This window comes from Leeuwenhoekiella sp. NPDC079379 (assembly GCF_044542075.1).
Classification (GTDB): Bacteria; Bacteroidota; Bacteroidia; order Flavobacteriales; family Flavobacteriaceae; genus Leeuwenhoekiella.
Genome location: NZ_JBITTU010000001.1, coordinates 17,736 through 44,017 on the forward strand (window position 1 = coordinate 17,736; position 26,282 = coordinate 44,017).

At 35.4% G+C, this 26,282-nt stretch carries 23 protein-coding genes and 1 pseudogene; 11 read left to right on the forward strand and 13 right to left on the reverse strand.

Annotated features, from left to right (window positions below; translation table 11 throughout):
• A complete protein-coding gene (locus tag ACIGAM_RS00065; RefSeq protein ID WP_396509449.1) occupies window positions 1-966 on the reverse strand; it encodes a 1-aminocyclopropane-1-carboxylate deaminase/D-cysteine desulfhydrase in 966 nt (321 codons plus the stop codon).
• Window positions 967-1,207: 241 nt separating this feature from the next.
• Here ACIGAM_RS00065 and ACIGAM_RS00070 point away from each other — a divergent pair, with 241 nt between their 5' ends.
• The gene (locus tag ACIGAM_RS00070; RefSeq protein ID WP_396509450.1) at window positions 1,208-3,001 is read left to right on the forward strand and encodes a hypothetical protein; all 1,794 of its coding nucleotides are present in this window, start codon (window positions 1,208-1,210) and stop codon (window positions 2,999-3,001) included.
• Here the strand turns inward: ACIGAM_RS00070 and ACIGAM_RS00075 are convergent.
• Entirely contained in the window at window positions 2,998-3,327 is a 330-nt protein-coding gene (locus ACIGAM_RS00075; protein WP_396509451.1) for a hypothetical protein, read from the reverse strand. The genes ACIGAM_RS00070 and ACIGAM_RS00075 overlap by 4 nt on opposite strands.
• 88 nt (window positions 3,328-3,415) lie before the next feature.
• Here ACIGAM_RS00075 and ACIGAM_RS00080 point away from each other — a divergent pair, with 88 nt between their 5' ends.
• Together ACIGAM_RS00080 and ACIGAM_RS00085 are read left to right on the forward strand one after the other, a co-directional pair.
• Window positions 3,416-3,577: a DUF5522 domain-containing protein gene (locus ACIGAM_RS00080; RefSeq protein WP_159106028.1), complete on the forward strand. Its 162-nt coding sequence runs from the start codon at window positions 3,416-3,418 to the stop codon at window positions 3,575-3,577.
• 77 nt (window positions 3,578-3,654) lie between these two features.
• The gene (locus ACIGAM_RS00085; protein WP_396509452.1) at window positions 3,655-4,197 is read left to right on the forward strand and encodes a DUF4136 domain-containing protein; all 543 of its coding nucleotides are present in this window, start codon (window positions 3,655-3,657) and stop codon (window positions 4,195-4,197) included.
• A 41-nt stretch (window positions 4,198-4,238) separates the two neighbouring features.
• On the opposite strand, the gene ACIGAM_RS00090 is transcribed toward ACIGAM_RS00085, so the two are convergent.
• Window positions 4,239-4,991 carry an enoyl-CoA hydratase/isomerase family protein gene (locus ACIGAM_RS00090; protein ID WP_396509453.1) on the reverse strand — a complete coding sequence of 251 codons (753 nt, stop codon included), beginning with the start codon at window positions 4,989-4,991 and terminating at the stop codon, window positions 4,239-4,241.
• A 117-nt stretch (window positions 4,992-5,108) separates the two neighbouring features.
• Between ACIGAM_RS00090 and ACIGAM_RS00095 the strand changes: the two genes are divergently transcribed.
• Window positions 5,109-6,881 carry an aromatic amino acid hydroxylase gene (locus ACIGAM_RS00095; RefSeq protein ID WP_396509454.1) on the forward strand — a complete coding sequence of 591 codons (1,773 nt, stop codon included), beginning with the start codon at window positions 5,109-5,111 and terminating at the stop codon, window positions 6,879-6,881.
• Window positions 6,882-6,883: 2 nt separating this feature from the next.
• Here ACIGAM_RS00095 and ACIGAM_RS00100 read toward each other — a convergent pair whose 3' ends face one another.
• The 6 genes from ACIGAM_RS00100 to alaS all read right to left on the reverse strand — a co-directional run bounded on the left by ACIGAM_RS00100 (window position 6,884) and on the right by alaS (window position 14,554).
• Entirely contained in the window at window positions 6,884-7,279 is a 396-nt protein-coding gene (locus ACIGAM_RS00100) for a response regulator (protein ID WP_396509455.1), read from the reverse strand.
• The gene (locus ACIGAM_RS00105) at window positions 7,266-9,056 is read right to left on the reverse strand and encodes a PAS domain S-box protein (protein ID WP_396509456.1); all 1,791 of its coding nucleotides are present in this window, start codon (window positions 9,054-9,056) and stop codon (window positions 7,266-7,268) included. The genes ACIGAM_RS00100 and ACIGAM_RS00105 overlap by 14 nt, the downstream gene beginning before the upstream one ends.
• A gap of 22 nt (window positions 9,057-9,078) precedes the next feature.
• The gene (locus tag ACIGAM_RS00110) at window positions 9,079-9,693 is read right to left on the reverse strand and encodes a DUF4230 domain-containing protein (RefSeq protein ID WP_396509457.1); all 615 of its coding nucleotides are present in this window, start codon (window positions 9,691-9,693) and stop codon (window positions 9,079-9,081) included.
• Between the two features lie 249 nt (window positions 9,694-9,942).
• Window positions 9,943-10,668 carry an NUDIX hydrolase gene (locus tag ACIGAM_RS00115; RefSeq protein ID WP_396509458.1) on the reverse strand — a complete coding sequence of 242 codons (726 nt, stop codon included), beginning with the start codon at window positions 10,666-10,668 and terminating at the stop codon, window positions 9,943-9,945.
• Window positions 10,669-10,981: 313 nt separating this feature from the next.
• A complete protein-coding gene (locus tag ACIGAM_RS00120) occupies window positions 10,982-11,932 on the reverse strand; it encodes a GSCFA domain-containing protein (RefSeq protein WP_396509459.1) in 951 nt (316 codons plus the stop codon).
• A 9-nt stretch (window positions 11,933-11,941) separates the two neighbouring features.
• Complete coding sequence (gene alaS, locus ACIGAM_RS00125) at window positions 11,942-14,554, reverse strand: alanine--tRNA ligase (protein WP_396509460.1); 2,613 nt, start codon at window positions 14,552-14,554, stop codon at window positions 11,942-11,944.
• 131 nt (window positions 14,555-14,685) lie between these two features.
• Between alaS and ACIGAM_RS00130 the strand changes: the two genes are divergently transcribed.
• Genes ACIGAM_RS00130 through ACIGAM_RS00155 form a run of 6 tightly spaced genes read left to right on the forward strand, consistent with a single transcriptional unit; the run spans window position 14,686 to window position 18,367 of the window.
• On the forward strand, window positions 14,686-15,663 hold the full coding sequence (locus ACIGAM_RS00130) for a M23 family metallopeptidase (protein ID WP_028376492.1): 978 nt from the start codon (window positions 14,686-14,688) through the stop codon (window positions 15,661-15,663).
• The gene (locus tag ACIGAM_RS00135) at window positions 15,663-15,992 is read left to right on the forward strand and encodes a MerR family transcriptional regulator (RefSeq protein ID WP_028376493.1); all 330 of its coding nucleotides are present in this window, start codon (window positions 15,663-15,665) and stop codon (window positions 15,990-15,992) included. The genes ACIGAM_RS00130 and ACIGAM_RS00135 overlap by 1 nt, the downstream gene beginning before the upstream one ends.
• A 10-nt stretch (window positions 15,993-16,002) precedes the next feature.
• Entirely contained in the window at window positions 16,003-16,620 is a 618-nt protein-coding gene (locus ACIGAM_RS00140) for a LemA family protein (protein WP_396509461.1), read from the forward strand.
• Window positions 16,620-17,060, forward strand: a complete 441-nt coding sequence (locus ACIGAM_RS00145; protein ID WP_396509462.1) for a TPM domain-containing protein — start codon at window positions 16,620-16,622, stop codon at window positions 17,058-17,060. Before ACIGAM_RS00140 ends, ACIGAM_RS00145 begins: the two co-directional genes overlap by 1 nt.
• Window positions 17,060-17,869 carry a TPM domain-containing protein gene (locus ACIGAM_RS00150; protein WP_396510069.1) on the forward strand — a complete coding sequence of 270 codons (810 nt, stop codon included), beginning with the start codon at window positions 17,060-17,062 and terminating at the stop codon, window positions 17,867-17,869. Before ACIGAM_RS00145 ends, ACIGAM_RS00150 begins: the two co-directional genes overlap by 1 nt.
• 45 nt (window positions 17,870-17,914) lie before the next feature.
• Window positions 17,915-18,367, forward strand: a complete 453-nt coding sequence (locus ACIGAM_RS00155) for a DUF5063 domain-containing protein (protein WP_396509463.1) — start codon at window positions 17,915-17,917, stop codon at window positions 18,365-18,367.
• A gap of 95 nt (window positions 18,368-18,462) precedes the next feature.
• Here the strand turns inward: ACIGAM_RS00155 and yiaA are convergent, their stop codons facing one another.
• On the reverse strand, window positions 18,463-18,927 hold the full coding sequence (yiaA, locus tag ACIGAM_RS00160; protein ID WP_396509464.1) for an inner membrane protein YiaA: 465 nt from the start codon (window positions 18,925-18,927) through the stop codon (window positions 18,463-18,465).
• Between the two features lie 152 nt (window positions 18,928-19,079).
• On the opposite strand from yiaA, the gene ACIGAM_RS00165 reads away from it, so the two are divergent.
• Entirely contained in the window at window positions 19,080-20,567 is a 1,488-nt protein-coding gene (locus ACIGAM_RS00165) for a hypothetical protein (RefSeq protein WP_396509465.1), read from the forward strand.
• On the opposite strand, the gene ACIGAM_RS00170 is transcribed toward ACIGAM_RS00165, so the two are convergent.
• The 3 genes and pseudogenes from ACIGAM_RS00170 to ACIGAM_RS00180 all read right to left on the reverse strand — a co-directional run.
• Entirely contained in the window at window positions 20,515-23,316 is a 2,802-nt protein-coding gene (locus ACIGAM_RS00170) for an outer membrane beta-barrel protein (RefSeq protein ID WP_396509466.1), read from the reverse strand. The genes ACIGAM_RS00165 and ACIGAM_RS00170 overlap by 53 nt on opposite strands.
• A 119-nt stretch (window positions 23,317-23,435) precedes the next feature.
• Entirely contained in the window at window positions 23,436-24,908 is a 1,473-nt protein-coding gene (locus ACIGAM_RS00175) for an outer membrane beta-barrel protein (RefSeq protein ID WP_396510070.1), read from the reverse strand.
• A gap of 933 nt (window positions 24,909-25,841) precedes the next feature.
• Window positions 25,842-26,171: pseudogene (locus tag ACIGAM_RS00180) on the reverse strand (carboxypeptidase-like regulatory domain-containing protein); the annotation flags it as partial.
• Window positions 26,172-26,282: the final 111 nt, after the last annotated feature.

Sequence of the window (26,282 nt, forward strand, 5' to 3'; positions counted from 1 at the left end):
TTAAACTTTAATGGTTGATTTTCCAGATTTTTTAAGTCGATAATTAATACCGGAAATTCCTTGTAAACCTCCTGTATGAACCGCTAAAATACGGGTATTTTCAGAGAAAAAAGCATTTGAAATAAGATCTGTCAAGCCATACATCATTTTTCCTGTATATATGGGATCTAATTGAATATTGCGAGCTTTCTTAAAGGAATTTATAAAAGCTATAAGGTCTGAATTTACCTTTGCATAACCTTCAAAATGGTAATTCTTATTTAATTCCCAGTTGTTCTTAGAAGTAAAATTTTCAATCTCTGAGCTTAAAAATTCTCCTTTAAGTGCAGGAAATCCTATTACTTTTTGATGTGATAGACTGCCTTCTATTAAACCTGCTATCGTTCCTCCTGTTCCTACAGGACACATAATGTAATCGTATTCTGCTGTGTTTTCATTCAAAATCTCTGCACAACCCTTTACAGCCAGATGGTTTGTTCCACCTTCAGGGATCTCATAAAAATCTCCAAATTTCTGTTTTAGGCTTTCGCGAAAAGATGTCGAATTCTTCAAACGATAATCAGATCTAGAAACAAAATAAAACCTCATCCCACAATCGTAAGCTAAACGTAACGTAGCATTTTGCTGAAGGGTTTTAGTTAAATCAATACCTAGCTCTTCTCCACGAATTATACCTATAGTTTTGAAACCACAAATTTGACCAGCCTTTGCGGTTGCTGCAATATGATTAGAGAAGGCACCACCATAGGTTAAGAGCGTGTCTTTCCGTTGCTCTTGAGCTTCAATTAAATTGTATTTAAGCTTTCTAAATTTATTTCCTGAAACTTCTTTATGCAGGAGGTCTTCTCGCAAAATAGAAACGAAAACATTATTAGACCTAAATATGTGATCATCTATATTTTGTATAGACACTTGTTTTTCTGAAGAAAAGAGCAATTGAGGATTTGCCATAATAGGTTTTATCATACAAAAATAATGACATTTTTAATCCTAAGAAGTACTATGCCACAAAAGCTTTAAAATACAAACACCTTAATTTAAACGCACTTAATCGGGAACAACTCACTTAAGTAAAACATAACACTCATTTTAACTATACTTAATTAGTTAAAATACAGGTAAAAAGCAACTATATGCCGATAAAAAACATATTTTTGCACACTCCACAAGACTATACATAACATTTAATAGCCCCTAATAATTTTATATGCGAATAAAATTACTTCCCCTAAAGTTTTCCTTTTTAATTATCGTGTTGTGCTTTTCATTAGCTTCACACGCACAGGTAGGTATTGGGACTACCACACCTGCAAACGGATCGCTTCTTGACATAGAAGCATCAGATAAAGGTCTTTTAATTCCGCGAGTAAGTCTTACAGGGATAACAGATAACACTACGATTACACCGTCTGCTACTAAAGGCTTATTAGTTTTTAATCAAGCAGTGACAACAGGAGCTAATGCTGTAACTGAAGGCTTTTACTACTGGGATGGCACAAAATGGGTTGCCCTTACCACTCCCGCTGCAACAGGCGATAATATCTATACTGTAGATGGAACTTTAGCAGAAGATCGAGTTGTTTCTCAAGAAGATAAGAAAATTGAATTTACATCTGTAGGTGCACAAGATGCTTTTACACTCAGACGCTCTGCAAATGCGAATGCATCAGGATTAGCGTTTAGAAATTCGGGAAGTTCATATGATGCCTCAGTTTATATGGAGTCTGGAACAAACACTGGCCTTGCAGTGGCAACAGGAGGAAATAATCCCGATATTACTACTTTAGGTTTAACCGCTGTGTTCAATAATGATCAAACCACCTCATTTAGCAAAAGTTTAAACGTATATGAAGGTGATGCTAATCTTAATGATATTACCGCATCACTTTACTCTACTGCTGATGATGGAGTATTAGATCTGTTTGAAAATAATACATACAATCATCGTATAGCTGCAAATGGACCGACCATATTTAATGAAAAAGGCCTAAACTTAAACTTTAGAGTAGAAACTGATGCTGATGAAAATACACTTTTTATACAGGGTAGTACAAATCGAATTGGTATAAAAACGGCAACTCCACAAGGTAGTCTTCACGTTTATGAAGATACCGGTACGACACTTGCGGGCAACGCAGGGACAATTGTACTTGAGCATGGTAATGCCGGGGGACAATCATCAATCTTGTTTAAAAGTTCTGTAAATGCTGTGAGTGATTACGGTTATATTAAATATTCTGATGATGGTAGTGGTAACGGTTCTACCACAGAAAACAGTCTATTAGAAATTGGAGTACAAAATGATGGTATAGGTGCTAACCAAGATGATATTAATATAACTCCTACCGGCAATTTAGGAATAAGTAATACTGCTCCAAAAGAAAAACTACACATTGGGGGAGCAAATTCTACTATACGTGTTGATGGTTTAAACCGTCCTAACAATACTAACAATGTACAAAATGACCCCATGCCAGTTTATGTAGACGATAATGGTACAATGGTTTTACAGCCCTCGTTAGTGCAAACATTTATGCCTGTAAATCGAGTGAACTTTCTAACTGGCACTAATAATTCAGTAACTTCTGATAGTGGAACTGGCGCTTCAAAAGATCGCCTACTTCTTACTGAAACAATAACACTTTCCCAAAAGTCACTTGTACAATTAATATACTTTTATAGTGTATCAATAACAAGAAGAGACGGAAATGCTATTGTTGATGGAGCCCCTAGATTATACCGTGGTTGGATAACAGTGAATGATGGAGCTGAACACTTTGCATATGATACAGGGACATATACTAATGCAAACGGTGGAAATGGTGGCCCTACAGTCTACGCAGCTGGTTACTATTATTTAAATGGAACATCTTATGTTGAATTGCCGGCAGGTACCCATACACTTAAATTATATGGGAGAGGTTTTGGAGCTGAATATGATTATAAAATGATTTTTGGAGAATCTGATTATGATCGCTTCCAAGTAATTGTTCACCGTTAATTCAAGTACTTCAAAAAACCCCAAACTTGTCGGTTTTTTAAATATTCAAAATCTCGCTCCTTAGCATAAGCTTCTTTTTCAAAACTTATAGCATGATACGCTGCGTGTCTAGATTTTAAATGTATTAGATGTATTAAATACTCAGTGAAATACCAAAGGTAAAATGGGATTATTAGTAATTCTATTTGTTGCCTAAGATGTATGCGCTCGTGATTAATGAATACAGCATCTTCTTTTAAACCCACACGTTTAACGAAAATAAATGGCCAAAAAGCACAGCCTATAAACTTCCTAAACAAGATAGGTGCATGAATTAAAATAGCCATTTAAAGAGTATCATTGTACTTATAAAATTCGAAATTAGATTTAAGTCTTTATTTACACAAGTCTTATTGATCTTTTATACCTTTAATTGTGAGTCAATTTAAAAAACAAATACCGTTAGAAGAAGGCGATTATTATTTAACACCAGAAGGCTATAGATGCTTTACAGAGCAATACCACTTAAAGAGAGGATATTGTTGCAAAAGTGGGTGCAGACATTGCCCTTATGATTATGATAAATCACGCAGCTAATTATCTGATCTTGGTATAATTATTGATACTTATAAAATAGAATTTGCTCATTTTCAATAACCCATAAAATATTTCATATGAAAAAATTAAAACCCTTTATTCTGCTTGCTGTAGCAGTACTGCTTTCGGCGTGTAGCACTGTGCGAGTATCATCAGATTATGATCAGAGCGCAAATTTTAGTGAATACAAAACCTTTGCTTTTTTTAAACCCGGTATAGATAAGGCTGAAATTTCTGATCTTGACAAAAAAAGAATATTGCGTGCAATTGAAGATAATATGCTTGCTAAAGGCTTTGTAAAATCTGACAATCCTGCAATGCTGGTAAGCATCTTTACTACAGCGCAACAACGTGTTGATGTATATAACAATTTTGGTTGGGGCTGGGGAGCCTGGGGTCCCTGGGGACCTTTTGGCGGCGGCTTTGGTAATACCGTTTCAAGAACTACCGAAGGCACTTTATATATAGACCTAATAGATGCCGGCAAAAAAGAACTCGTGTGGCAAGGTCAGGGAACTGGTTATTTAGCTAGAGATGTTGAAAGAAAACAAGAACGTATCAACGAAATTGTAGGAGAAATTATGCAAGAATATCCTCCTAAAAAAATGGCCTCTAATTAAGAGATCCTTTTATTAAAAAAGCCCTCATTGAGGGCTTTTTTTTATGCGTAAGATTTTAATTTTTCTTTAGTAAACTTTGACAAAACTAGATTACCACTTATAGAAGCTCGCTCTTCGAGAAAACTTGACCAGTGGTCTGTACCCTCCCAAAAAATACGCTTTGCCTGCTTCGTAGCTTCCGGGTTATAGGATGCTAGATTGTTTGCTAAATCTTTTATAGCCAGATCCAGCTCCTCTACAGAATTATAAACTTCAGCATATAAACCTTGAGCTTGTGCCCAAGATGCGTCATAAAATGCTGTAGCATTAAAAGTCATCTGTGAACTTGCGGACACACCAATTTTACGAGTTACCGCCGGTTCTATTACAAAAGGTCCAATCCCTATTGTTAATTCGCTAAGTTTAACTGAAGCAAATTTAGAAGCAAAACAATAATCTGCCGCCGCCGCGATACCTACTCCACCTCCTACAGCTTTTCCTTGGATACGTGCTATTATAGGCAGCGGACACGATCGCATTGCTAATATAACCTTAGCAAAACCCATAAAAAAGCTTTTCCCCTCATCTTGATTACTTATAGCAATTAGTTCTTTAAAACTTGCACCTGCACAAAAGGTACGATCACCACCACTCTTTAATATTAGTACTCTTAAATTACTCATCTTTCCGGCTTCAATAATCTTGTTTTCGAGATCACTTAGGATACTGCTGGGCAGCGCATTGTGATCTGGAGTAGAAAAGGTAAGTATGCCTACGGCATTCTCAATATCAAGGCTTACAAAAGAACTTTGCATAAATATTATTTAGTAAATGAATATTATAATTAAATATTCCTCAAATTTAAACTTATAAACTAAGAATGTCTGAAATTTGATTCTATCAACTTGAGACAATCTTTGTAAATTTGATTTATGAATTCAGAATTAGATAAAAATATAGAAACTAATCCACTTATAGAGCGCCTTCCTGCTCATTTAAAGCAATTCATAAAGCCACAGCATTATGACGCTTACACTCCCATAAATCAGGCAGTGTGGCGCTATGTAATGCGTAAAAACTTTGACTATCTCGCTACTGTGGCTCATAAATCATATGTAGATGGTTTAAATAAAACCGGTATTTCTATAGATCACATACCTAATATGTATGGTATGAACCGTATTTTGAAAGAGATAGGTTGGGCTGCAGTTGCTGTAGATGGTTTTATACCTCCGGCAGCATTTATGGAGTTTCAAGCTTACAAAGTCTTAGTTATTGCCTCAGATATAAGACAATTAGAACATATTGAATATACACCCGCACCAGATATTATACACGAGGGTGCAGGTCACGCACCTATTATTGCAAATCCTGAATATGCAGAATACCTAAGACGTTTTGGAGAGATAGGATGCAAAGCTATTTCTTCGGCTAAAGATTACCAACTTTATGAGGCTGTACGTAAACTTTCAATTTTAAAAGAGGCCGAAGATTCTTCTGAACGTGAAATTGAGGAAACAGAAAATGAGGTAGCTCATTTGCAAAATAATATGGGTGAGCCTAGTGAGATGGCGCTTATACGTAACTTACATTGGTGGACAGTTGAATACGGCTTAATAGGTAGCCTAGAAAATCCTAAAATCTACGGAGCCGGTCTTTTATCTTCTATAGGCGAGAGCGCCTGGTGTATGACCGATGCCGTGAAAAAAATACCTTATAGTCCTGCTGCGGCCTATCAAGAGTTTGATATCACAAAACCACAACCCCAGCTTTATGTTACTCCTAACTTTGCCTATTTAAGCGAAGTTTTAGAAGAGTTTGCAAATACCATGGCTGTAAGAACCGGTGGCCCTGAGGGGATTGATAAGCTTATAAAAAGTAAGAATCTTGGTACTGTAGAATTAAGTACAGGACTTCAAATCTCTGGCGTTTTTAAAAATATTATAATTCATAAAAACAAAGTTGCTTATATTCAAACTGAAGGTAAAACTGCTCTATCTTATCACGAGAAAGAGCTTATAGGTCACGGCACGCTGAACCATACTCAAGGATATGGCACCGCATTAGGTAAACTAGAGGGTATAAATCTGGCAATTGAAGATATGAGCCCTAAAGATCTACAAGCTTATAAAATTTTTGAAGGTGAAAAAATTGAATTAAAATTTGAGGGAAATATTTTAGTTAGTGGTGAAATTATTACTGGCACCCGAAATCTAAAAGGTAAAATCATTCTTATTAGTTTTAGAGATTGTACTGTTTCTCAAGGAGAACAAATTTTATTTAAACCTGAATGGGGAGTTTACCATCTGGGTGTTGGAAAGCGAATAGCTTCTGCATTTTCAGGCCCGGCAGATTTTAATTCGTTTAATTTAATAAATCATCAGGTTAGCAGCAGCACGGTTAAAACAGCTTATAATGAAAAACGCCGAGAGCTCGAAAATCTCTATCTGGCCGTTAGAAATTATAGAGAAGGGAAAAACACTCAATTTTCACCTGAAGCTGTTTTTGATATTTTAAAAGAATACCACTCAAATGATTGGTTACTTTCTATAGAATTGTACGAGCTCGCAGTTGCAGATAATATAGAGAATCTAAAATTAGCCGTTTTAAAACACTTAGAACAATTACAATCTCAAAAACCAAAACTAAAACACCTTATTAAAGATGGTTTAGATCTGATTAACAACTCACACGTATTAAATTAAATTTAGGGTAACGAACTTTTAATATCTTCTAATTGCTCTATAGTTATAGGCTTAATAACATAGTTAGACACACTATTAAACTTTTTAGCACGCTTTAAATCTCTGGGGTCTATTGATGAGGTGAGTATGTAGATAGTCATCTCCTTTGGTGGATTAATTTTAGTAAATTCTTCTAGAAATTCCCAACCATCCATCACGGGCATGTTAAGGTCAAGCAACACTAATTGCGGAACGTCTTCCCCTTTATTTAAAATTGCTGTTAATGACTCTAATGCTTCTTGACCATTTGAAAAAACAAGAAAGTTCTCACAAAACTGAGTGAGTTTCATCATCTTTTTAATTCCAAATATAAATATAGGATCGTCATCGACGATGCATGCCAGTTTAATTTTTTTCATGAAGTTTTATTGTAAATGTGGTCCCTTCGCCTACTTTGCTTTGTACAGTTATTGCTCCTCCCATAACCTCAACTTGAGATTTAGTCATATAGAGACCTAAGCCACGTGCATCAGAATGTTTATGAAAGGTTTTATAAAGACCAAAGATGCGATCTCCATAACGCTCTAGATTAATACCTAGACCATTATCTGAAGCAGTGATAATCACATAACCGTTAATACGTTCTGCTGAAATTTGCAACCAGGATTTACGTTTTGGATCTCTGTATTTAATCGCATTTGTAATAATATTTAGAACAATGCTTTCTAAATAGGCTGGCACTGCATAAATTTTAAATCCTTCAGCAACGCGGTTGACAATTTGAAAATTTACCTCGACCATAAGACCTCGTACAGACCGTATTCCATTTTCTATATACTTGTACAAATCTAACTCCTCTTTGTCCTGGTAATTTATATCTACAGATACCACATCGTTTAAATGTGATATGGTTTCTGTTAACATTGATGAGGCTTGAGCAAGCATATCAAATTGCATTTCACGCTCTTCTTCATCTTTTTCATTTTTCAAAAAATCAATTAACATACCTATATTACTAGAATGGGATCTTAAATTATGAGATACGATATGCGCAAAATTAATTAAGCGTGTATTTTGATTTGTAGTAACTTCAATGAAGCGATTTATTTCTTCATTTTTTTTCTTAAGCTCTGTAATATCCTGTATCTGAGCAATAATCTTATTAGGTTTTCCTTTAGAATCATAGTTTAAAGAAAAATAAGTTTTAGCTATTATAGAATTACCATTCTTATGCAGTAAATTCTGCTCATTTTCAATTTTATGAGAGTGTTGATGGTATAAGTTTTTTATTAAAAGATAGTTCTTCTGAAATTCTTCGGGCTTGTATAAATCTGTGATTTTTTTCTTCAGAAATTGATTCTTATTATATCCAAATACGTTCTCACAAGCCTCATTAACTTCTAAAATTTTAAAATTCTCAACGTCGATAATAAGAAATGCAATAGGTGTATTTTCGAAGGCAAGTCTAAATTGTTTTTCACTTATACTTAATTGTTCATTTTTAAGGACCCTATCTGTAATATCTTGAAAAGTACCTAAGAGTCGCACGCAATGACCGTCTTCAAATTCTGCTTTACCTCTGGCGTTTACATAGATTTCCTTACCCAGATAGGTTATGATAGTAAAATCTTCGTCCCAGGACTCACCGTATTCAATAGCTCGATTAATTACTTGCGTAAGACGCGCTCTATCTTCTCCCTCTTTGTAAAAATTAATACCAGTGTCTAAGTCTAGTTGAAAATCATCTGGTATCTCATGTATCTTTCGGGTAACCTCAGACCAATATATATTCTTTGTAATTAAATTTAGCTCCCAAAAACCTATATAAGCGACCTTGTTAGTTTGCTTTAAAAGCTCTTCTTTTCTATATTCTTCTGGTCGTGTACTTAAAATACGTTGCGCTAAAATAAAAGTCTCACCTTCGGTTTCAAATTTGCCAAACTTATATTTGTAACGCACCTGCTTAATTGGTATGTCAACAATAAAATGAGCATTACCCTCAATAAGTGCCTCATTTATTGCTTTCTCAAATCTTACTGATATGTCAATTTGCGTATTGCGAGATTTTTCTAATTCTCGCTTAACCGTATTTTTCCATTCTTTTGAAGATGATAAGACATTACAATCTTTATCAAAAACAGCCAGTGAACCCGGCAACATATTAATAGCTTCTAGTGTGGGAGAAGTAATTTTCATTTTATTGTTCTTGGTATACAAATCAATCTAAAATATTTTTTAACTCCTTAGAATTAGAAATCTCAGTTTGGTTGTATTTTAAAGTCCAACCTAATGTATTAACGGCTACGTATATATTAGAAAGCTCTGCTATAAGTCTATTTTCTGCATTCTCCCGAAATTCTGAAGCTTCAATTTTCTTTTTCAAACCTTCCATAACACGTTTTTTAATAATATTATAATCTGAAGCTCCAAACTGGTTAAGGTAATCCTGCGTAACATCATAATACTCAATATCAGGATTAATGTTAATTTCAGCTTTGGGAATGTGTGTAATTGTAATGGTTTTGTTAGCCACATCAACAGCTGTCTCTAAAGCTCTTAAATCATACGCTATAGTGACTTTTGCATTTACTACGACTAAAGCTTTTTTATTAGCAGTAAGAATATCTAAATACATTTTTTTAGAGTCTTTATACGTAAAGACTTGTGCAAAAGATCCTTCGGTAACAATGAGCTTACCTACATTTTTAATTTCTTTCTCAATTAATGCTGTAGCCTGTGTTAATTCTGCGCGTTGATCGCTTTTATCTTTAAAATAGAGATAGGTAAATATTCCTAAAACAATAATGGTTATAAGAATTAAGATTCTGCGCATATAGAACTGCTGATAAGGGTAAAATAAGTTTTAAATGTAACTACAATTAAAATCAAAAAAAAAGGATCCCCTTTTTTTAAGAAAAAATTAAACCGACCCGCTCTAAACTAGAGTAAACTATTATGTTTTGCGTTATGCATGTCTTATAATGTAACTGGAGTCTTTTTTAACTAGTTTAAAAGTTTTTGTATTTACCTTTTATTGAATAAACAGTCGCTCGCTTTAATAGTGCTTAGCTAAAAGAGTTTACTATATTTCAAAATTATAGCCACTTTCAAGAAGTTCCTGGTATTTTTCTGAATCAAAACGATATAAGTATGCACCACGCTTTGAACTCGTTTTATCTTTTTCGTCAAGCTTAACAAGTACTTTCAAAGACAATACTTTTTTTCTAAAATTGCGAGGATCAAGTTCACGCTGGTATATTGCCTCGTATAACTTCTGCATCTGCGGAATCGTAAATTTTTCTGGTAACAACTCAAACCCTATGGGTTGATAACGTGACTTACGACGCAACATATCTAATGCATCGGTAACCATTTGATTATGATCTAGTGCCAAAACTGGCAAATCTTTTAATGTGTACCAGAATGCACCATGTTCTTCTACTAACTGCTTATCGTAATCATCTATGCGTATAAGCGCATAATGTGCTACAGACAAACAACGGTAACCGGGGTCACGATCTGCTTTTCCGTAAGTTTTAGACTGTTCTAAAAACAATTGATTAAGACCTGTAATCTCTTTTAAAACCCGTCTCGCTGCCTCATCTACATCTTCCCCTAGTTTGACAAAACTTCCTATTAATGACCATATACCAGAGTTGGGTTCTACCCTTCTCTTAAAAACAAGTAATTTAAGATCACCATCATCAAAACCAAATATTATACAATCTGTTGCTACATAAATTTTGTCATTTTGAGCATAAAAATCTTTGTGTTCTAAATGCATGTCACTGGCAGAACTTGGGGTCATACTTATAATTTTAAATGTTTAAAATACGTTTTTTTGACTAAATATAAAGTTAGTTATTATTTGAGTCGAGTACTTTCTTACTATAAAAATCTAATCTAAATAATTTTACATATCATATCTAGCTGGATATCTATTAGATTCAAGAGTTATTAGAACACATTAATTATAATCAAGTTTTAGTTATAAGATGCTTGTAAACACATCCTAATGCTTTCATTAAAGTAATTATCGGGTTAACAATCACTAATAAACTTTACTATTAGAAAGAAATATAATTCTGAAACTTTGACAAAAGTGCCGTAAAGAATTCACACTATTTAAATTTAATGTGTGGAAGCTCCTGCTGTAGACGTGTAATTTTATCACTCAGCTTATCTAAAAATTTCTGATGCTTCTTAGATTCAGGATTGAAAGCTCTATGCGCTAACCCACGCTGAATCTCTCCTATCTTGTTGAAAAGAATGTGTGTGTTTTCAGTAAAATAAGCCATCCTAAAACGTTCCCATATAAAATCTATAGCGAGTTCATTAGGATGAATTAAATCTCGATTATAGAATCTATAATCACGCAATTCATCCATCATTATCTCGTAAGATGGAAAATATTCAACTGTCTCATTGCTATCTACTATTGAATGTATTGCAGTAAGTAAATGAGCCTTACTTCGCTGATTTTCTACAAAACCATCTTTAAGATGGCGTACAGGCGACACGGTAAATATGACCGAAGCTTCTGGGTTTATCGCTGATACAGATTTTAGAATACGCTTTAATGCATCCTCAACCTCAACAACACTTGCTAACTCTTTTGTGAAATTTTTCTGTGGAATCTTATGGCAATTTGCCACAATTTTATTTTGTAAAATACACCTATAACCCCAAGCAGTTCCTAAGGTTACAATTATATGAGATGCCTTTTTAAGTTTATTCTGAAAATCTTCTAATGCTTTATTTAAATTGAGAATAACAGCATTATCTGTAGTGGCATTTAGATTAGAATGTGCGTCTAATGAAACATAATAGTCATCTACTAACGTTGCGTCTGCAACGGTAAATTGCTTTTGAAGAACAGCGCGTTCAAAAAGACGGGCGATTGCTTCGGGGTGAAACAAAATTCCAAAAGGATTAGTAAGCGACTTAAATTTAAAGTCGCTTAACTTAGCTCCTATATGCTCAACAAAACAACTCCCTACTAAAAGCAATTCTGAATCGTAGTTTATATGACGTTCAGATTGTTTCAGCGGTATAATTGTTTGTAATTTCAATACGTAGTTTTAGATAATATATGATTTTACCGCATTCAAAGCAGCGTCAATACCTTCAGGATTTTTACCTCCGGCTGTTGCAAAAAATGGCTGGCCGCCGCCGCCGCCCTGTATATGTTTCCCTAATTCGCGTACAATGGTGCCTGCGTTTAAGTTTTTAGCTTTAGCTAAGTCTTTATCAATATAACAACTTAGTAGAGCCTTACCTCCCTGTCGAGAAGCTAACAGAAGAAAGAGATTATCTACCTCACCACCTAACTGAAATGAAAGGTCTTTAATTCCGTTTGCGTCAAGATCTACCTCTCGTGCCAGAAAATTAATTCCATTTAATGCTTCTAATTCTGTTTTAAGTTCGCCTTTAAGACCCTTAGCCTTTTCAGCTAATAAAGATTCAAGTTGCTTTTTAAGTTCGTTATTTTCTTCCTGTAAATTTTCAATAGCTTTTGCAGGTTCTTTAGTATTGTTCAACAGATCTCTTACCGCCTCAAGTTGCTCATCTTGCTCTTCAAAATACTGCATTACCGCATCACCGGTAATGGCTTCTATACGACGTATCCCAGATGCTACAGCACCTTCTGACTTCACTTTAAAATACCAGATGTCTGCGGTGTTTGCAACGTGCGTTCCTCCGCACAACTCCATAGACTTACCAAAACGAATAGCACGTACAGCATCTCCATATTTCTCACCAAAGAGTGCAATTGCACCTTCTGCAATTGCCTGATCGTAAGGAATTGCGCGTTGCTCTTCTAAAGCTAATTGTTCTTGAATACGCGCATTTACAAATTGCTCTACCTGTTTCAATTCGTCTGCATTTACTTTTGCGAAATGCGAAAAGTCAAAACGCAAATACCCACTGTGTACCATAGATCCCTTTTGCTCCACATGAGTACCTAAAATAGATCGCAATGCCTGATGCAATAAATGGGTCGCCGTATGGTTAGCAGCAGATCTGCTGCGTTGTTTCTCATCAACAACAGCAGTAAAGGTATTCTCAAGATCTTTAGGAAGGTTCTTAGCAATGTGTATAATAAGGTTGTTTTCTTTCTTTGTATCGGTAATGTAAACTACATCACCGTTAGCAGCTTCTAAATATCCTTTATCACCTACTTGCCCACCACCTTCAGGATAAAATGGAGTAAGACTAAAAACAAGTTGATATTGATCACCTTCTTTAGCCGTATTTATTTTACGGTAACGCGTAATTTTTACAGGAGTTTTTAACGTGTCGTAACCCACAAACTCTTCTTCTGCATCATCGCTCAAAATAGACCAGTCTCCTGCTTCTATTTTACCGGCTGCACGAGAGCGGTCTTTTTGCTTTTGCAATTCAGTTTGAAAGCCTTTTTCATCCAGACTAAAACCTTTCTCACTTAGAATAAGTGCTGTTAAATCTATAGGAAACCCATAGGTATCATATAATTCAAAGGCTTTTGCTCCAGATACTTCCTTACCTGTAGTCTCTGCCAGTATCGAATCTAATAAAATTAAACCCTGATCTAAAGTGCGTAAGAAACTTTGTTCTTCTTCCTTAATAACATTGTAAATTAAATTCTGTTGCTTTTTAAGCTCGGGAAAAGCTTTGCCCATCTCATCAGAAAGAACATTTACCAGTTTGTAAATAAAGGGTTCTTTAGTATCTAAAAAGGTAAAACCATAACGTATTGCACGACGCAGTATACGGCGTATTACATAACCGGCACCAGTATTACTTGGCAGTTGCCCATCTGCGATAGAAAAAGCCACAGCTCGTACGTGATCTGCTATTACTCGTATTGCAATATCAGTTTCTTCTGTAACTGCGTATTTAGAATTAGTAATGGTTTCAATCTCTCGAATTAAAGGTGTAAAAACATCGGTATCGTAGTTTGATTTTTTGTCTTGCAACGCCATACATAAGCGCTCAAATCCCATCCCGGTGTCAATATGTCTTGCAGGAAGATTTTCTAGACTTCCGTTAGCTTTACGATTGTATTGTATAAAAACTAAATTCCATACCTCAACAACTTGTGGGTGATCTGCATTTACCAGTGAAGCTCCATATACTTTTGCCTTTTCTTCCTCGGTACGTAAATCAACATGAATTTCTGAACACGGCCCACAAGGTCCCTGATCGCCCATTTCCCAAAAGTTATCCTTTTTGTTTCCGTTAAGGATACGGTCTTTGGCAACGTGTTTACTCCACAAATCATAAGCTTCAGTGTCACGATCCAGATTTTCACTGCTGTCACCTTCAAAAATGGTAACATATAATTTGTCTTTATCTATTTTATAAACTTCAGTTAGAAGCTCCCAGGCCCAATTTATAGCTTCGGGTTTAAAATAATCTCCAAAACTCCAGTTGCCCAGCATTTCAAACATCGTATGGTGATAGGTATCCTTACCTACCTCTTCCAGATCGTTATGTTTTCCGCTCACGCGCAAACATTTTTGCGTATCTGTCACCCGCGTATTTTTTGGAATACTGTTACCTAGAAAAAATTCCTTAAATTGGTTCATTCCTGCGTTTGTAAACATCAACGTAGGATCATTTTTAATAACCATTGGCGCAGAGGCTACAATGGAATGATTTTTGGATTTAAAAAATTCTAGAAATTTATCGCGGATTTCTTGAGATTTCATGTGCAGATTTTAATAGCGTTTAGTTAAACTAAAAGTGACACTAAACTATTTTTTATATTTGTTCGTTTTCCCCTTGGTAAAAGCGGATTTTGAGCCGAAAATTTTAACGCAAAAATAGAATAAATTAGCTAATGTCTAAGGTTAAATATTATTACGACAGAGATACCCTTTCTTACAAAAAGATTGAAAAGAAAAAAGGCCGTAAACTAGGCTATGTTTTACTATCTATTGGCGCTTCTTTCTTAGCCGGTTTTATCTTACTTCTTATTTATCTCAATATTCCAGATTTGGAAACACCCCACGAGAAAGCCTTACAACGCGAATTGCAAAATATGAAAATGCAATATGGCGTACTTAATAAAAAATTAGATCAGGTGCAGACGGTTCTGGGCGAGATAGAAGAACGAGACAATAATATTTACCGCTTGTATTTTGAGGCAAACCCAATACCAGATGAGCAGCGCAAAGCTGGTTTTGGCGGGGTTAACAGATACAAAGATTTAGAAGGCTATGACAATTCTAAAAAAATCATAGAGACCAGTAAACGTCTTGATATTTTAACTAAACAACTCGTAGTACAAAGCAAATCTCTAGATGAGATTGCTGTTTTAGCAGAAGAAAAAGAAAAACTTCTTGCTGCGATACCAGCAATACAACCGGTTGCTAATAAAGACTTAACGCGCATTGCCTCAGGTTACGGTTTACGATCTGACCCATTTACTAAAGAGCGCAAAATGCATTGGGGTATGGATTTTACTGCCCCACGAGGCACGCCTATTTATGCTACAGGAGATGGCGTTATTGATCGTGCAGATAATAATGCTACTGGTTACGGTAACCATATACGTATTAACCACGGTTATGGTTATGAAAGTTTATATGCCCACCTTTACAAATACAATGTAAAACCGGGACAAAAAGTTAAGCGTGGAGATTTAATAGGTTTTGTAGGTAGCACAGGCCGTTCTGAGGGACCTCACGTGCACTATGAGATTTTTAAAGACGGTGAACGTATAAACCCTATTAATTTTTACTACGGAAACCTTTCGCCAGAAGAGTTTGATGTAATTTTACAAAAAGCACAACTCGAAAACCAATCTCTGGATTAATGCATATTCAACTGCCCGAAAAACTATATTATAGCATAGGCGAAGTAGCTGATGCCTTTGATGTAAACACATCACTTATACGCTTCTGGGAAAAAGAATTTGATGTCTTAAAACCAAAAAAGAATGCCAAGGGCAACCGTAAATTCACTCCAACAGATATAAAGAATTTGGAGCTAATTTATCACCTGGTAAAAGAACGTGGCTTCACCTTAGAAGGTGCAAAAACACATTTAAAAGAAAATAAACAACAAACACTAAACAAATTTGATCTTATTAGAAAGCTAGAAAACATAAAAGCTCAGCTTCAAGAATTAAAAGATCAACTCTAATCAATCTAACATGAAAAAAGGAATTATCGCAATTATCGTAGTTGTAGTACTTGGAATCATTGCTTACTCATTTTTTAAAGGTTTTTACAATACCGCAATCACATTAAAAGAAGATGCCGTTGCACAATGGGGTAACGTTGAGAGCTCGTACCAGCGTAGATCTGATCTTATTCCTAATATCGTTAATACAGCAAAAGGCTATGCAGAATTTGAGCAGAAGACACTTACAGATGTTATCGAGGCACGTTCAAAAGCTACAGGTGTTACTATAGATCCTACAAATATTTCTCCAGAACAACTGGCACAATTTCAACAGGCACAAAGCGGTGTTAGCTCAGCATTATCAAGACTTTTAGTTACCGTAGAACGCTACCCAGATTTAAAAGCAAATGAGAATTTTAAAGAGCTTATTAATGAGTTAGAGCGTACAGAAAATCGTATAAATGTAGAGCGTAACCGTTATAATGAGGCTATTGCTCCTTATAACAAACACATTAAAACATTCCCAAATAATATGGTAAATAACTTCATAGGTAACTTTGAAGAGATGGGTTATTTTAAAGCAGATGAAGGTGCACAAAATGCTCCTGAAGTAAATTTTGACTTCAACGATAAAGAAGCAGCATAATGGCATCTTTAGTTGAAGAATTTTTAACTGCGGAAGAAGAACAGGAAATCGTTGAAGCGATACGACAAGCAGAGCTTAAGACTTCTGGCGAGATACGCGTTCATTTAGAACGCGACTGTGAGCAAGAAGCTTTAGATAGAGCTAAGGTACTTTTTCATCAATTAAAGATGGATAATACTAAAGCCGAAAATGGTGTTCTTATTTATGTTGCAGTAGATGCAAAGAAATTTGCTATTTGTGGGGACCGTGGCATTAACAAAGTGGTACCTACAGATTTTTGGCAAAGTACAAAAGATCTTATGCAAGCTGAATTTAAAAATACTCACTTTAAAACCGGCCTTGTAAAAGGCATAGAATCTGCCGGAGAGCAACTCGCGCATTTCTTCCCTTGGGATGATGATGACGTAAATGAACTCTCTGACGAAATATCGACCTCTTGATTTATTTACCTCAATTATATACCATTCGGCATTTTTTAATTCTGGCTTTGTTCTTTTGTCTTTCAGCAAAAGGCTTTGCTCAGTACGATATCCCTGAAAAACCTTCAGAGCAAACCAGTGTTTATGATTATGCAAACCTGTTAAATGCAGGTCAAAAAGCTGCTCTAGAAAATAAGCTTGTCAAATACAGTGATACCACCTCAACACAAATTGTTGTCGTTGTAATTCCTAGCACAAAAGGGGAAGACATTAGTATGCTAGGAGCAAAATGGGGGCAAAAATGGGGAATAGGTCAGGCAGATAAAGACAATGGTATTCTTATCACTTTAGCTACTCAAGATCGTAAAGTAGACATCAATACCGGTTACGGTATTGAAACTATTATTACAGATAGAATGGCAGAACAAGTCGTAAACCGGGTAATGATACCCCAGTTTAGAAATGGGGATTTTTATGCAGGTTTAGACCTGGCTGCAGATGCTATTTTTCAAATGCTACATGGCGAATATGAAGGCACACGACAGCAAGAAAATTCTAAGCCGTTGAGCTTACTGCCCATAATTATAATCTTCATCGTAATTGTCTTTATTTTGAGCCGTTCACGCGGCGGCGGTGGTAAAAATGGCGGTAGTCGCAGCGGCGCCGGCAGTTTACTTGACGTAATCATACTTAGCAGTATGGGTCGTGGTGGCCTAGGGGGCGGTGGCTTTGGAGGTTCTTCCGGTGGTGGCTTTGGAGGTGGTGGCGGTTTTGGAGGCGGCTTCGGCGGTGGTGGCTTTGGAGGCGGTGGCGCTTCTGGAGGCTGGTAGATACTTTATCTAACTCGCAAGACTCAACATTTAAAAACGCATTTCTTGAATTCTTTTATAGACCTTATTCATCAAGTCACACAGTTCGGAACTAAAACTGTGATCCTAGATAACAAACACAAAACACTTAAAAAAGCACTTGCAGACGTTTATGCGCTTTATATAAATCTTGATTCAAATTTTGATCAACAGGTGTACAATGATGTAAAACGTTTAGACTATGGTCTTGTGTACGCTCAGGTAAAATTGAATTTCCCAGATTTAGGATTCTATTCAAATTTAGATGGAATATTAGATCATAATAATAAGCTTCAAATCGAAAAAGGTGATGCCTTAGACGACCTTACAGACCTTATCTTAGATTTAAGCGAAGTGGCTTGGCGTTTAGAGAATACTAGCTTAAATGACGGTCTCTGGTATTTTAATACATTGATGCGTGTTCACTCAGAACAACATTTATTAAATCTTCTTAAGTACCTAAAAGCATTAGAAGCTTAAATTTATTAAAATACAAAACGACTCTACTGTAGAGTCGTTTTGATCTAACTATCAAAACCTGTTGTGTAACCAAAACAGGTCTTGATGTGTGTTTCTTAGTTGTTTTTTTGATACAGTTTTAAATCGCGTGTATTTTTCTGAACGGTTACCGCAGCAAACATACTTAGAGTAAAAGCCATACCATAGAACCCTTTTTCACTAAGCATAAGATCTGCATTCCACAGCCCTACTATTAATAATAAGATTGAAGCAATTGTCGTAAACCAGCTTATACTATAATAAATATCTGTAACTTCTATTCCCTCCTGTCTATCCCTAACACTTTTTTGTACAGATATTACCGAGAATAACCCAAATAGTAAAATCGTAAAATAATACCCTTTCTCGTTGAGTAACATAGAGGCATTCCATAAACCGATGCAGAATGCAGTCATACCAATAAAAAGAGCTGACCAGGCAGCAGATACAAATGCAGATGTAGGTTTACTGTTTAATACGCTGTTCTGCACTTTACTTTCAGAATTTAATGTACTTTTTTCATTTTCAAATGTAGTTTCCATACTAGTTGTTTTTGATAATTAGATGACAAAGATGCCATGACAAAATATAAACTGAAACTTCATTTTTTTTAAATACTTACTATTTAATTCATACTAATCAATATTCATTACTTAAATTTATTGGCTTTATCTCATCAATAACTTACGATTAAATGTCTGCTCTATTTCAATTAATAAATACTTTTACTGCTGAAGAGCAACATCAGGTTATACAGTTTTTGAAAAATAAAAACAGGCGAGGCGACACAAAAAACATTGAACTGTTTAAAAAAGTTTGTAAAGGCGAAACCACAAATCTTCACGAGTCACTCTATAAAAAACCCAACCGAAATGCATATCACGCATTAAATAAACGGTTATTAGATAGCCTCCTAGATTTTATAGCTTCTAAAAGTTTTTCTGAAGAATCTGGCGAAGAGATGATGACGCTAAAACTAATTATGGCAGGTAGAATTCTGTTTGAACAAAAGCTTATTAAACTAGGCTGGAAAACAATTTGCAAAGCAGAAGCACTTGCTGTTAATTATGAATTATATACCGCATTACATGAGATTTATGATACGCAGCTGCAATATGTACATCTAATTGAGCATATTAATTTTGAAGATGTTTTAGTTAAAAGCAGTAAAAATTTAGAACATCTTAATTCTGCTTTTAAATTACAACAAGCCTACGCATCATTAAAAAACCAATTGCAAAACACTACACCAAACGCATTAAACATTTTAGAAGAAACGTTTAAGCGCTTTGAAATTATGCCTAATGAGGAATTCACGTATAAATCTTTGTTTCAGTTTATGGATTTATTGAGTGACACGGCAGAATTAGAGAGCGATTATTACCATATAGCCCCATTAATGGAAGAGGCTTTTACTTTTATAAAACAAAAAAACACTTCAGAAAAACACAGCTATTATCATTTGCAGATTTTATATTTAATGGCTTCAAATGCATTTAGAAATAAAAAATTCAAAAAATCAATTGCTTATCTTGAGGAGTTAAATACACAACTCACAGATAAGTATCGCAATCAATTTTACATTTCGGCTCTGGTGCTTAGATCGCTCGCATTAAACTATCTGGGACATTATAATCAGGCTATTTTACTTTGTGAAAACGTAAAAGATAAGTCTCCCAGAGTGCAATTGCTTTTAATGACACTGTATTTTCATCAAAACAGGTTTAAAGACGCTTATACAACTTATAAAAAGCTGAATCATAGTGATCAGTTTTATGAGAAACAGCTGGGCCTTCTTTGGGTTGTTAAGAAAGAAATCATTGCGCTGCTTTTATTAATTGAGTTAGATAAACTTGATCTTGTACTTCAGAAACAAAAATCTTTACATAAACGATTCTTTAACAAACTCCTTGCTTTAGGAGAAGAACGAGCGATGCACTTTATTAAACTTGCAGGTATGTACTATGATAATCCGCAGATTGTAACAACAGTATCTTTTTTAGAACAGGTTGAAGGGTCTTTTAAATGGGTAGGTAATGACCGTGAAGATCTATTTGCCATGAGCTTTTATGCCTGGCTGAAATCTAAAATGTACAAGCGCAATCTTTACGAGGTTACTCTAGAACTCGTTAATCAAACCAATTATTCTCTCTTACCTCACCTTTCTTACCCAGTGTATTAAACTTATAGCTATAACTCAACATAAAATACTGCTGTAAAACGGTGCTTTGTACATCTTCTACATACGACTCTGTAGCATTACGACGCGAGTTTGTATTCTGGTCAAGCAGGTCATATACTTTAAAGGTAATTAACGATTTATCTTTCATAAAAGAATATGCAAGAGAAGTATTCCAAAAAATAGCGTCTCGCTGAAAATCTGCACCTACATTAGGGTTATAAACATATCTGATGTCATTTTCCCAGGTGAGCCACTTTGGAAAATAGGTAGTGGTACGTATGCGCATGTTATGCTGTGTAAAATTTCGGCCTTCGAAGAAATCTCTATTAAACGAAGTTTCAGTAAAACTAACTCTGTATTCCGGTCGAATCTCAAAGAGATCTTTCCACGTAAACCGAAGTCCTAAAGCTGGTGTATAACTCTTAGTCAAACTCGCATATTGATCTGCATTAAAGAAATTTACAAACCTATTTAAATTTCCGTAGGTGCTTAATTCTACTGTAAGAGAGCGTAAACTGTCTAATTTAAAAATCTTATTATAACTGAGACTCGCATATGCATTATAGGTACCATCTACATTTGTAAAGGTGGTATTTCTTACAAAATTGTCATCTACCTGCGTTTGATTAACAACTTGATTATTAGTGACATTTACACTAAAATAACTATAGTAACCGGTTCGCGAAGCCCAGTCATAGTTATTTAAGCCTAAGTTAAATGAATGCCTGTTTGTGGGATCAAGGTTAGGATTACCCTGTATTGTATTCAATGGATCTGAAACATCTACATATGGCGACAATTGTCGCACGTCTGGGGCATCGTTATTAAGACGATAACTCGTCCATAAACTCATTTTTTTATTAAACCTGTATCTAAAGTTCGCATTTGCCTCAACCGCATCAAAATCATTCTCAAAATCAATATCCCGCACCCGGTCACCATTCTCATCTGTAAGACGATCTTCACCGGTAAGCTTCCTCATAACATAACCTGCACTTAAACCTGCATTTAATTTTTCTCCATTATAATTAAATCCTAGCTCTGGTCGTTGATAGGTATTTTCACTTTTAAAATCGGTACTTTGAGGTAATATGATTTCGTTATACAATTGGTCTGTTGCGTCAAAACCATAAACGAGCTGCGTATTTGTTCTGCGTTCTGCATTATACTCGTATTTAGTCTCTACAAAAAGCTTTTTAGCGATAATAGGTAAGCGCCACGATACACTTGAATTAAATTTTTTAACCAGATCGTTTCCGTCTGTAAATTGATTTCGATCTATTTCTTGCGGGTCATTGCCAAAGACATCTGTTTGGGAATTTAAAAAATCATCTCGCTCATTATCATTACTACTCACATTTGCATTGGCTCTAATAAAACCACCTCCATTACCATATTTTTTAGTTGTGGTTAATCGTGTTTCAAATTCGCGATTGGTTCTAACACCACGGTTGTTGTATTCACTAACATTTACCTGCTCACCATCTGCATTTGTAGTAGATGATCTCCCAAAGTTGTTATTTCTTCCTTCAACATATTTCAATTTTGGTAAGATCTCAATCATAAGCGTAGAATCTATTTTAGCCTGAAAACGCATATTTGCGCTATGATTGTCTGTGCTGGTATTTGAAGAAGAAAAAGACTCTGAAAAAAAACGATTCTGAGGTAGAATATTTTCGCGTGAGCGGTTTGTTTCTTCAAAGCTATCTGCTGCCGAATAGAAATAATCTGCAGAGGTTTCTATCTTTTCTCCAAAATCATTAGCGAGATTTGCTCCCGCTGTACGAGAATTAGTCACTCCCTGACCTCCTCCAAAGCTTCGGCCATTAATATTAAATGATCCATTGTCATTAAAAGCAATATAGTTAGCCCCGCCAAACATTTTCTCAATTTCTCCAAAACTAAATCCGGGGGAATTAATATTGTTTCCTCCTCCCAGAACGCTTACGCGTAAGTCATTGTCAAAATAATTAACCAGACCGGCATATTCAAAACGGTCATCTGTACCCGCACCTGCCGCAACTCGCCCAAAAATTCCCTTGTTTTTATCTTCGTCTATTGTGATATTTATCGTTTTATTGTCTGCATCTCCCTCTTCTCCCGCAAATTCTTCAGACTCAGTTTTTGTATCTACAACCTGTATTTTATTAATAATTTCTTTAGTAAGGTTACGTGTTGCTATGGTAGGATCGTCGCCAAAAAATGGCTTTCCATTTACTAAAATTTGGTTTACAGGCTTCCCATTTATACGTATTTGCCCGCTTTCATCAACTTCTGCTCCCGGTAATTCTTTTAATAAATCTTCAAGCGTAGCATCTGGTTTAGTCTTAAAGGAGGCTGCATTAAATTCTAACGTATCTTTCTTAATAATCACAGGTGGAGTTCTCGACTTAACAATAACATCTCCTAAAGATTCTACCTGAAAATCTAAGAAAACCGTTCCTAAATCTAGATTGCTACTTTTAGAAATGTCTATTTCCCGTTCATAGGACTCATAACCTACAAAAGTTACAAAAAGATTAGCCTTTTCTATTTGTGTACGTCCTTTTAGCTCAAAGCCACCATTGCGATCACTTATAGTATAAGTAATAACTGTGCTGTCTTTAATAGTTTCTAATACGACAGTTGCCGCTTCTAAAGGGGTTTTCTGCTCACCGTCTTTAAGATTTCCGGTTATTTTAAAATCTTGACCAAATGTACAAATGGAGATTAAGCTTATTAATAAGCTCAGTAGATAGCGATTATTCATGAATGATTTTGATTGATGTACGAATTACAGCAATTAATTTATAACTATAAGATTAGTTATAGTATTTAAGATAATTTTAACACGTCGATCAGACTATTAATTAGAACTAATTCAAGGTTTTATCTTCTTCTACGAGACCCACCGGGTGAGCCGCCGCTTTTACCTCCAAAGTTACTTAGCTTATAAGTTAAGCTCAACATCGCATATTGCGTTAAGATAAGACTATTTGTATCCTGCACATAATCATCTCCCGTAATTCTCTGTGTATCTACAACCTGATCTAAAAGATCATATACTTTAAGCTTTAACGTTGCTTTCTCATCTAAGAATTGATATCCAAGACTAGTATTCCATAATATAGATGAGTTCTGAAAACCCGGAGAAACATTGCCATTATAGTTGTAGGTGATGTCATTACCAAATATGATATTTTTCGGCCAGAAGCTTGTTGCTTCAAATCCCACTCTATGGTTTATGAACTCTTGATCACGATTAGCATTTATGGAATATTTTGTATCGTTGTAAGTTAAACTATAGCTAGGATTAATATTAAAAAGCTCCTGTATCGCATACGTAAAACTAATGCCGGGACTTATACGCAGTCTTTTTGAATCGAATAATGTACCATTAGTAAAACCTACGTTCTTATCGTGATTACCCGTTAGACTTAATCTATATCTAAATTCACGCGCTTCTTTACGCGTACTTTTAGTATAAAAAACCCTTGCCGAAGCAGACATCGCTCCGTTTACATTTGCATAGGTAGTAGTACGTCTCAAATCTTCTCCAATAGTACTCACAGATACAACTTGATTTTCAGTAAAATCTAGAGAGAACGAACTAAAAATTCCGCTTCCTCCACCAGAACCAAAATTGAAACTTCTAAAACCACCTCCTATATTGTGGCTATAAGCAGGTCGCAATGCCGGGTTACCTATTACAATATTTAATGGGTTTGTACGGTCTGGAACTGGTTGTAATTCTCGTATAGACGGTGTATTTGCATTTGTGCGGTAATCTATATATATGCTTTTAGAACGTTGTAATTCATACCGAATACCTGTACGTATATACAGATTATTGTAGGTATTATCAAAACTTACAGGACTAAGCAGGTTGTCATTTTTTAAAATGGTATTTAAGAGACCTACATCTGCATTTATGCGCCATCCCTCGTGGTCGTAATTTAGTCCTACACTGGGTGTATTTCTATAGGTTTTTACTTCAAAATTACTACTAAGTGTATCATTACGTACGGTATAATCGCCGGTAGCATCAGCCTCAAAAACATATCTCGAGTTTGTAGACGTTGATGATGATAAATTATAGTTCAAATCCAGATAAAAGTCTGTTGCCAAAACTAATCGTTGCTCAATACCTAGCCCATATTGATATTCTTTTTCATCTTCAGCAATAAACTGATCTTGTGTTTCTGTACGGGCATTTGCACCAAAAAAGTTGCTTTCAGAAAAATATAAATTATCATTTTCCTGATTGTTATATTCCTGCGAAAGGTCTAATCGCAAATAGGCGCCTCTACTCCCAAAACGTTTTATAAAATCAAGATTGTTACGCACACTTAAATTAAACACATCTTCCTGGTCTGAAGTTTCTGTGTTGTTTACTAAATCGCGGTTTCCATCAAGTGAGTTTGCATTTGATGTGCGCATAGATTTTAAGCTGTTTGTATTAAAACGTGGTGAGAATGAAAGTCTGGTTAGCGTATCAAACTCTACTTCTACACGCGCATTAGCACGATGTCTATCATTTAAAGCGTTACTACTGCTTTCAGAATTTGAGAAATAGGTCGTGTCAGGTAAAATATTTTCCCGCTCTCTGCGGCTGCGAGTATCGGTATTCGTTCTGTCAAAAAAGTAATCGCCATTAAACTCGTATTTATCAGCCCACTCATTACTGTAATTTATCCCTGCAGTTTCAGACTTTGTAATACCTCCACTTCTATTTCCTGCTTCAACCGCCCTTGCGCCGCTACGCCCCATCATCCCATACACATCATCAAAGTCAAACCCAGAGCTATTTATATTATTTGACCCTGCCAGAACCGTTATACGCTCATTATCTTTAAAAATATTACCTATCCCGCTCATCTCATAGCGTTCATTTGTGCCTGCTCCCGCAGTTGCTCTGGCAAAATATCCCTTATTCTTATCTTCTTTGATGGTTATATTAATGGTTTTATTATCAGGATCACCCGCCTTACCGGTAAATTCTTCAGACTTAGTTTTTGTATCTACTACCTGTAATTTTTCAATGATTTCCTTCGGAAGGTTTTTAGTTGCAATTTTAGGATCATCTCCAAAAAATTCTTTTCCGTTTACGAGAATACGCGAAACCGGCTTTCCATTAATCGTAATGGCTCCGTCAGAATCTACTTCGGCGCCCGGAAGTTTTTTGAGTAATTCTTCAAGATTAGCATCTGGTCTGGTCTCAAAAGAGGCTGCATTAAATTCTAGCGTGTCTTTTTTTATAGTTACAGGAGCACGATTAGCAACCACGAGAACCTCATCAAGTAAGTTATCCTGAACTTCTAATTTTAAAACCTCAAGACTTAAAGTAGGCTGTATGGTTAATTTCTTGCGGTACGGTTTAAAGCCGGCGTAAGAAATAAAAAGGTTAACCTGCTTTTCTTTTGTAGTCCCTTCCAGTTTAAAGACTCCATCTTTATCTGTTATCGCATAGGTGACTAAACTACTATCACTTACATTCTCTAAATATACCGTAGCAGATTCTAATGCAATACCCTGAGCATCTACTGTTTTCCCATCTATCAAAAAATCTTGAGCCTGAAGTGTTAAGGTTAAAAAACAGAAAGTGAGAAGTAGTATTTGCTTCATAAGTCAATATATGTACTATTTACATTTATCGTTGGACTTACATAATGCGAGAAGGTTTAAAACAAAAAGCCACTTTTATTAAAAAGTGGCTTTTAAATCTATATTACTAAT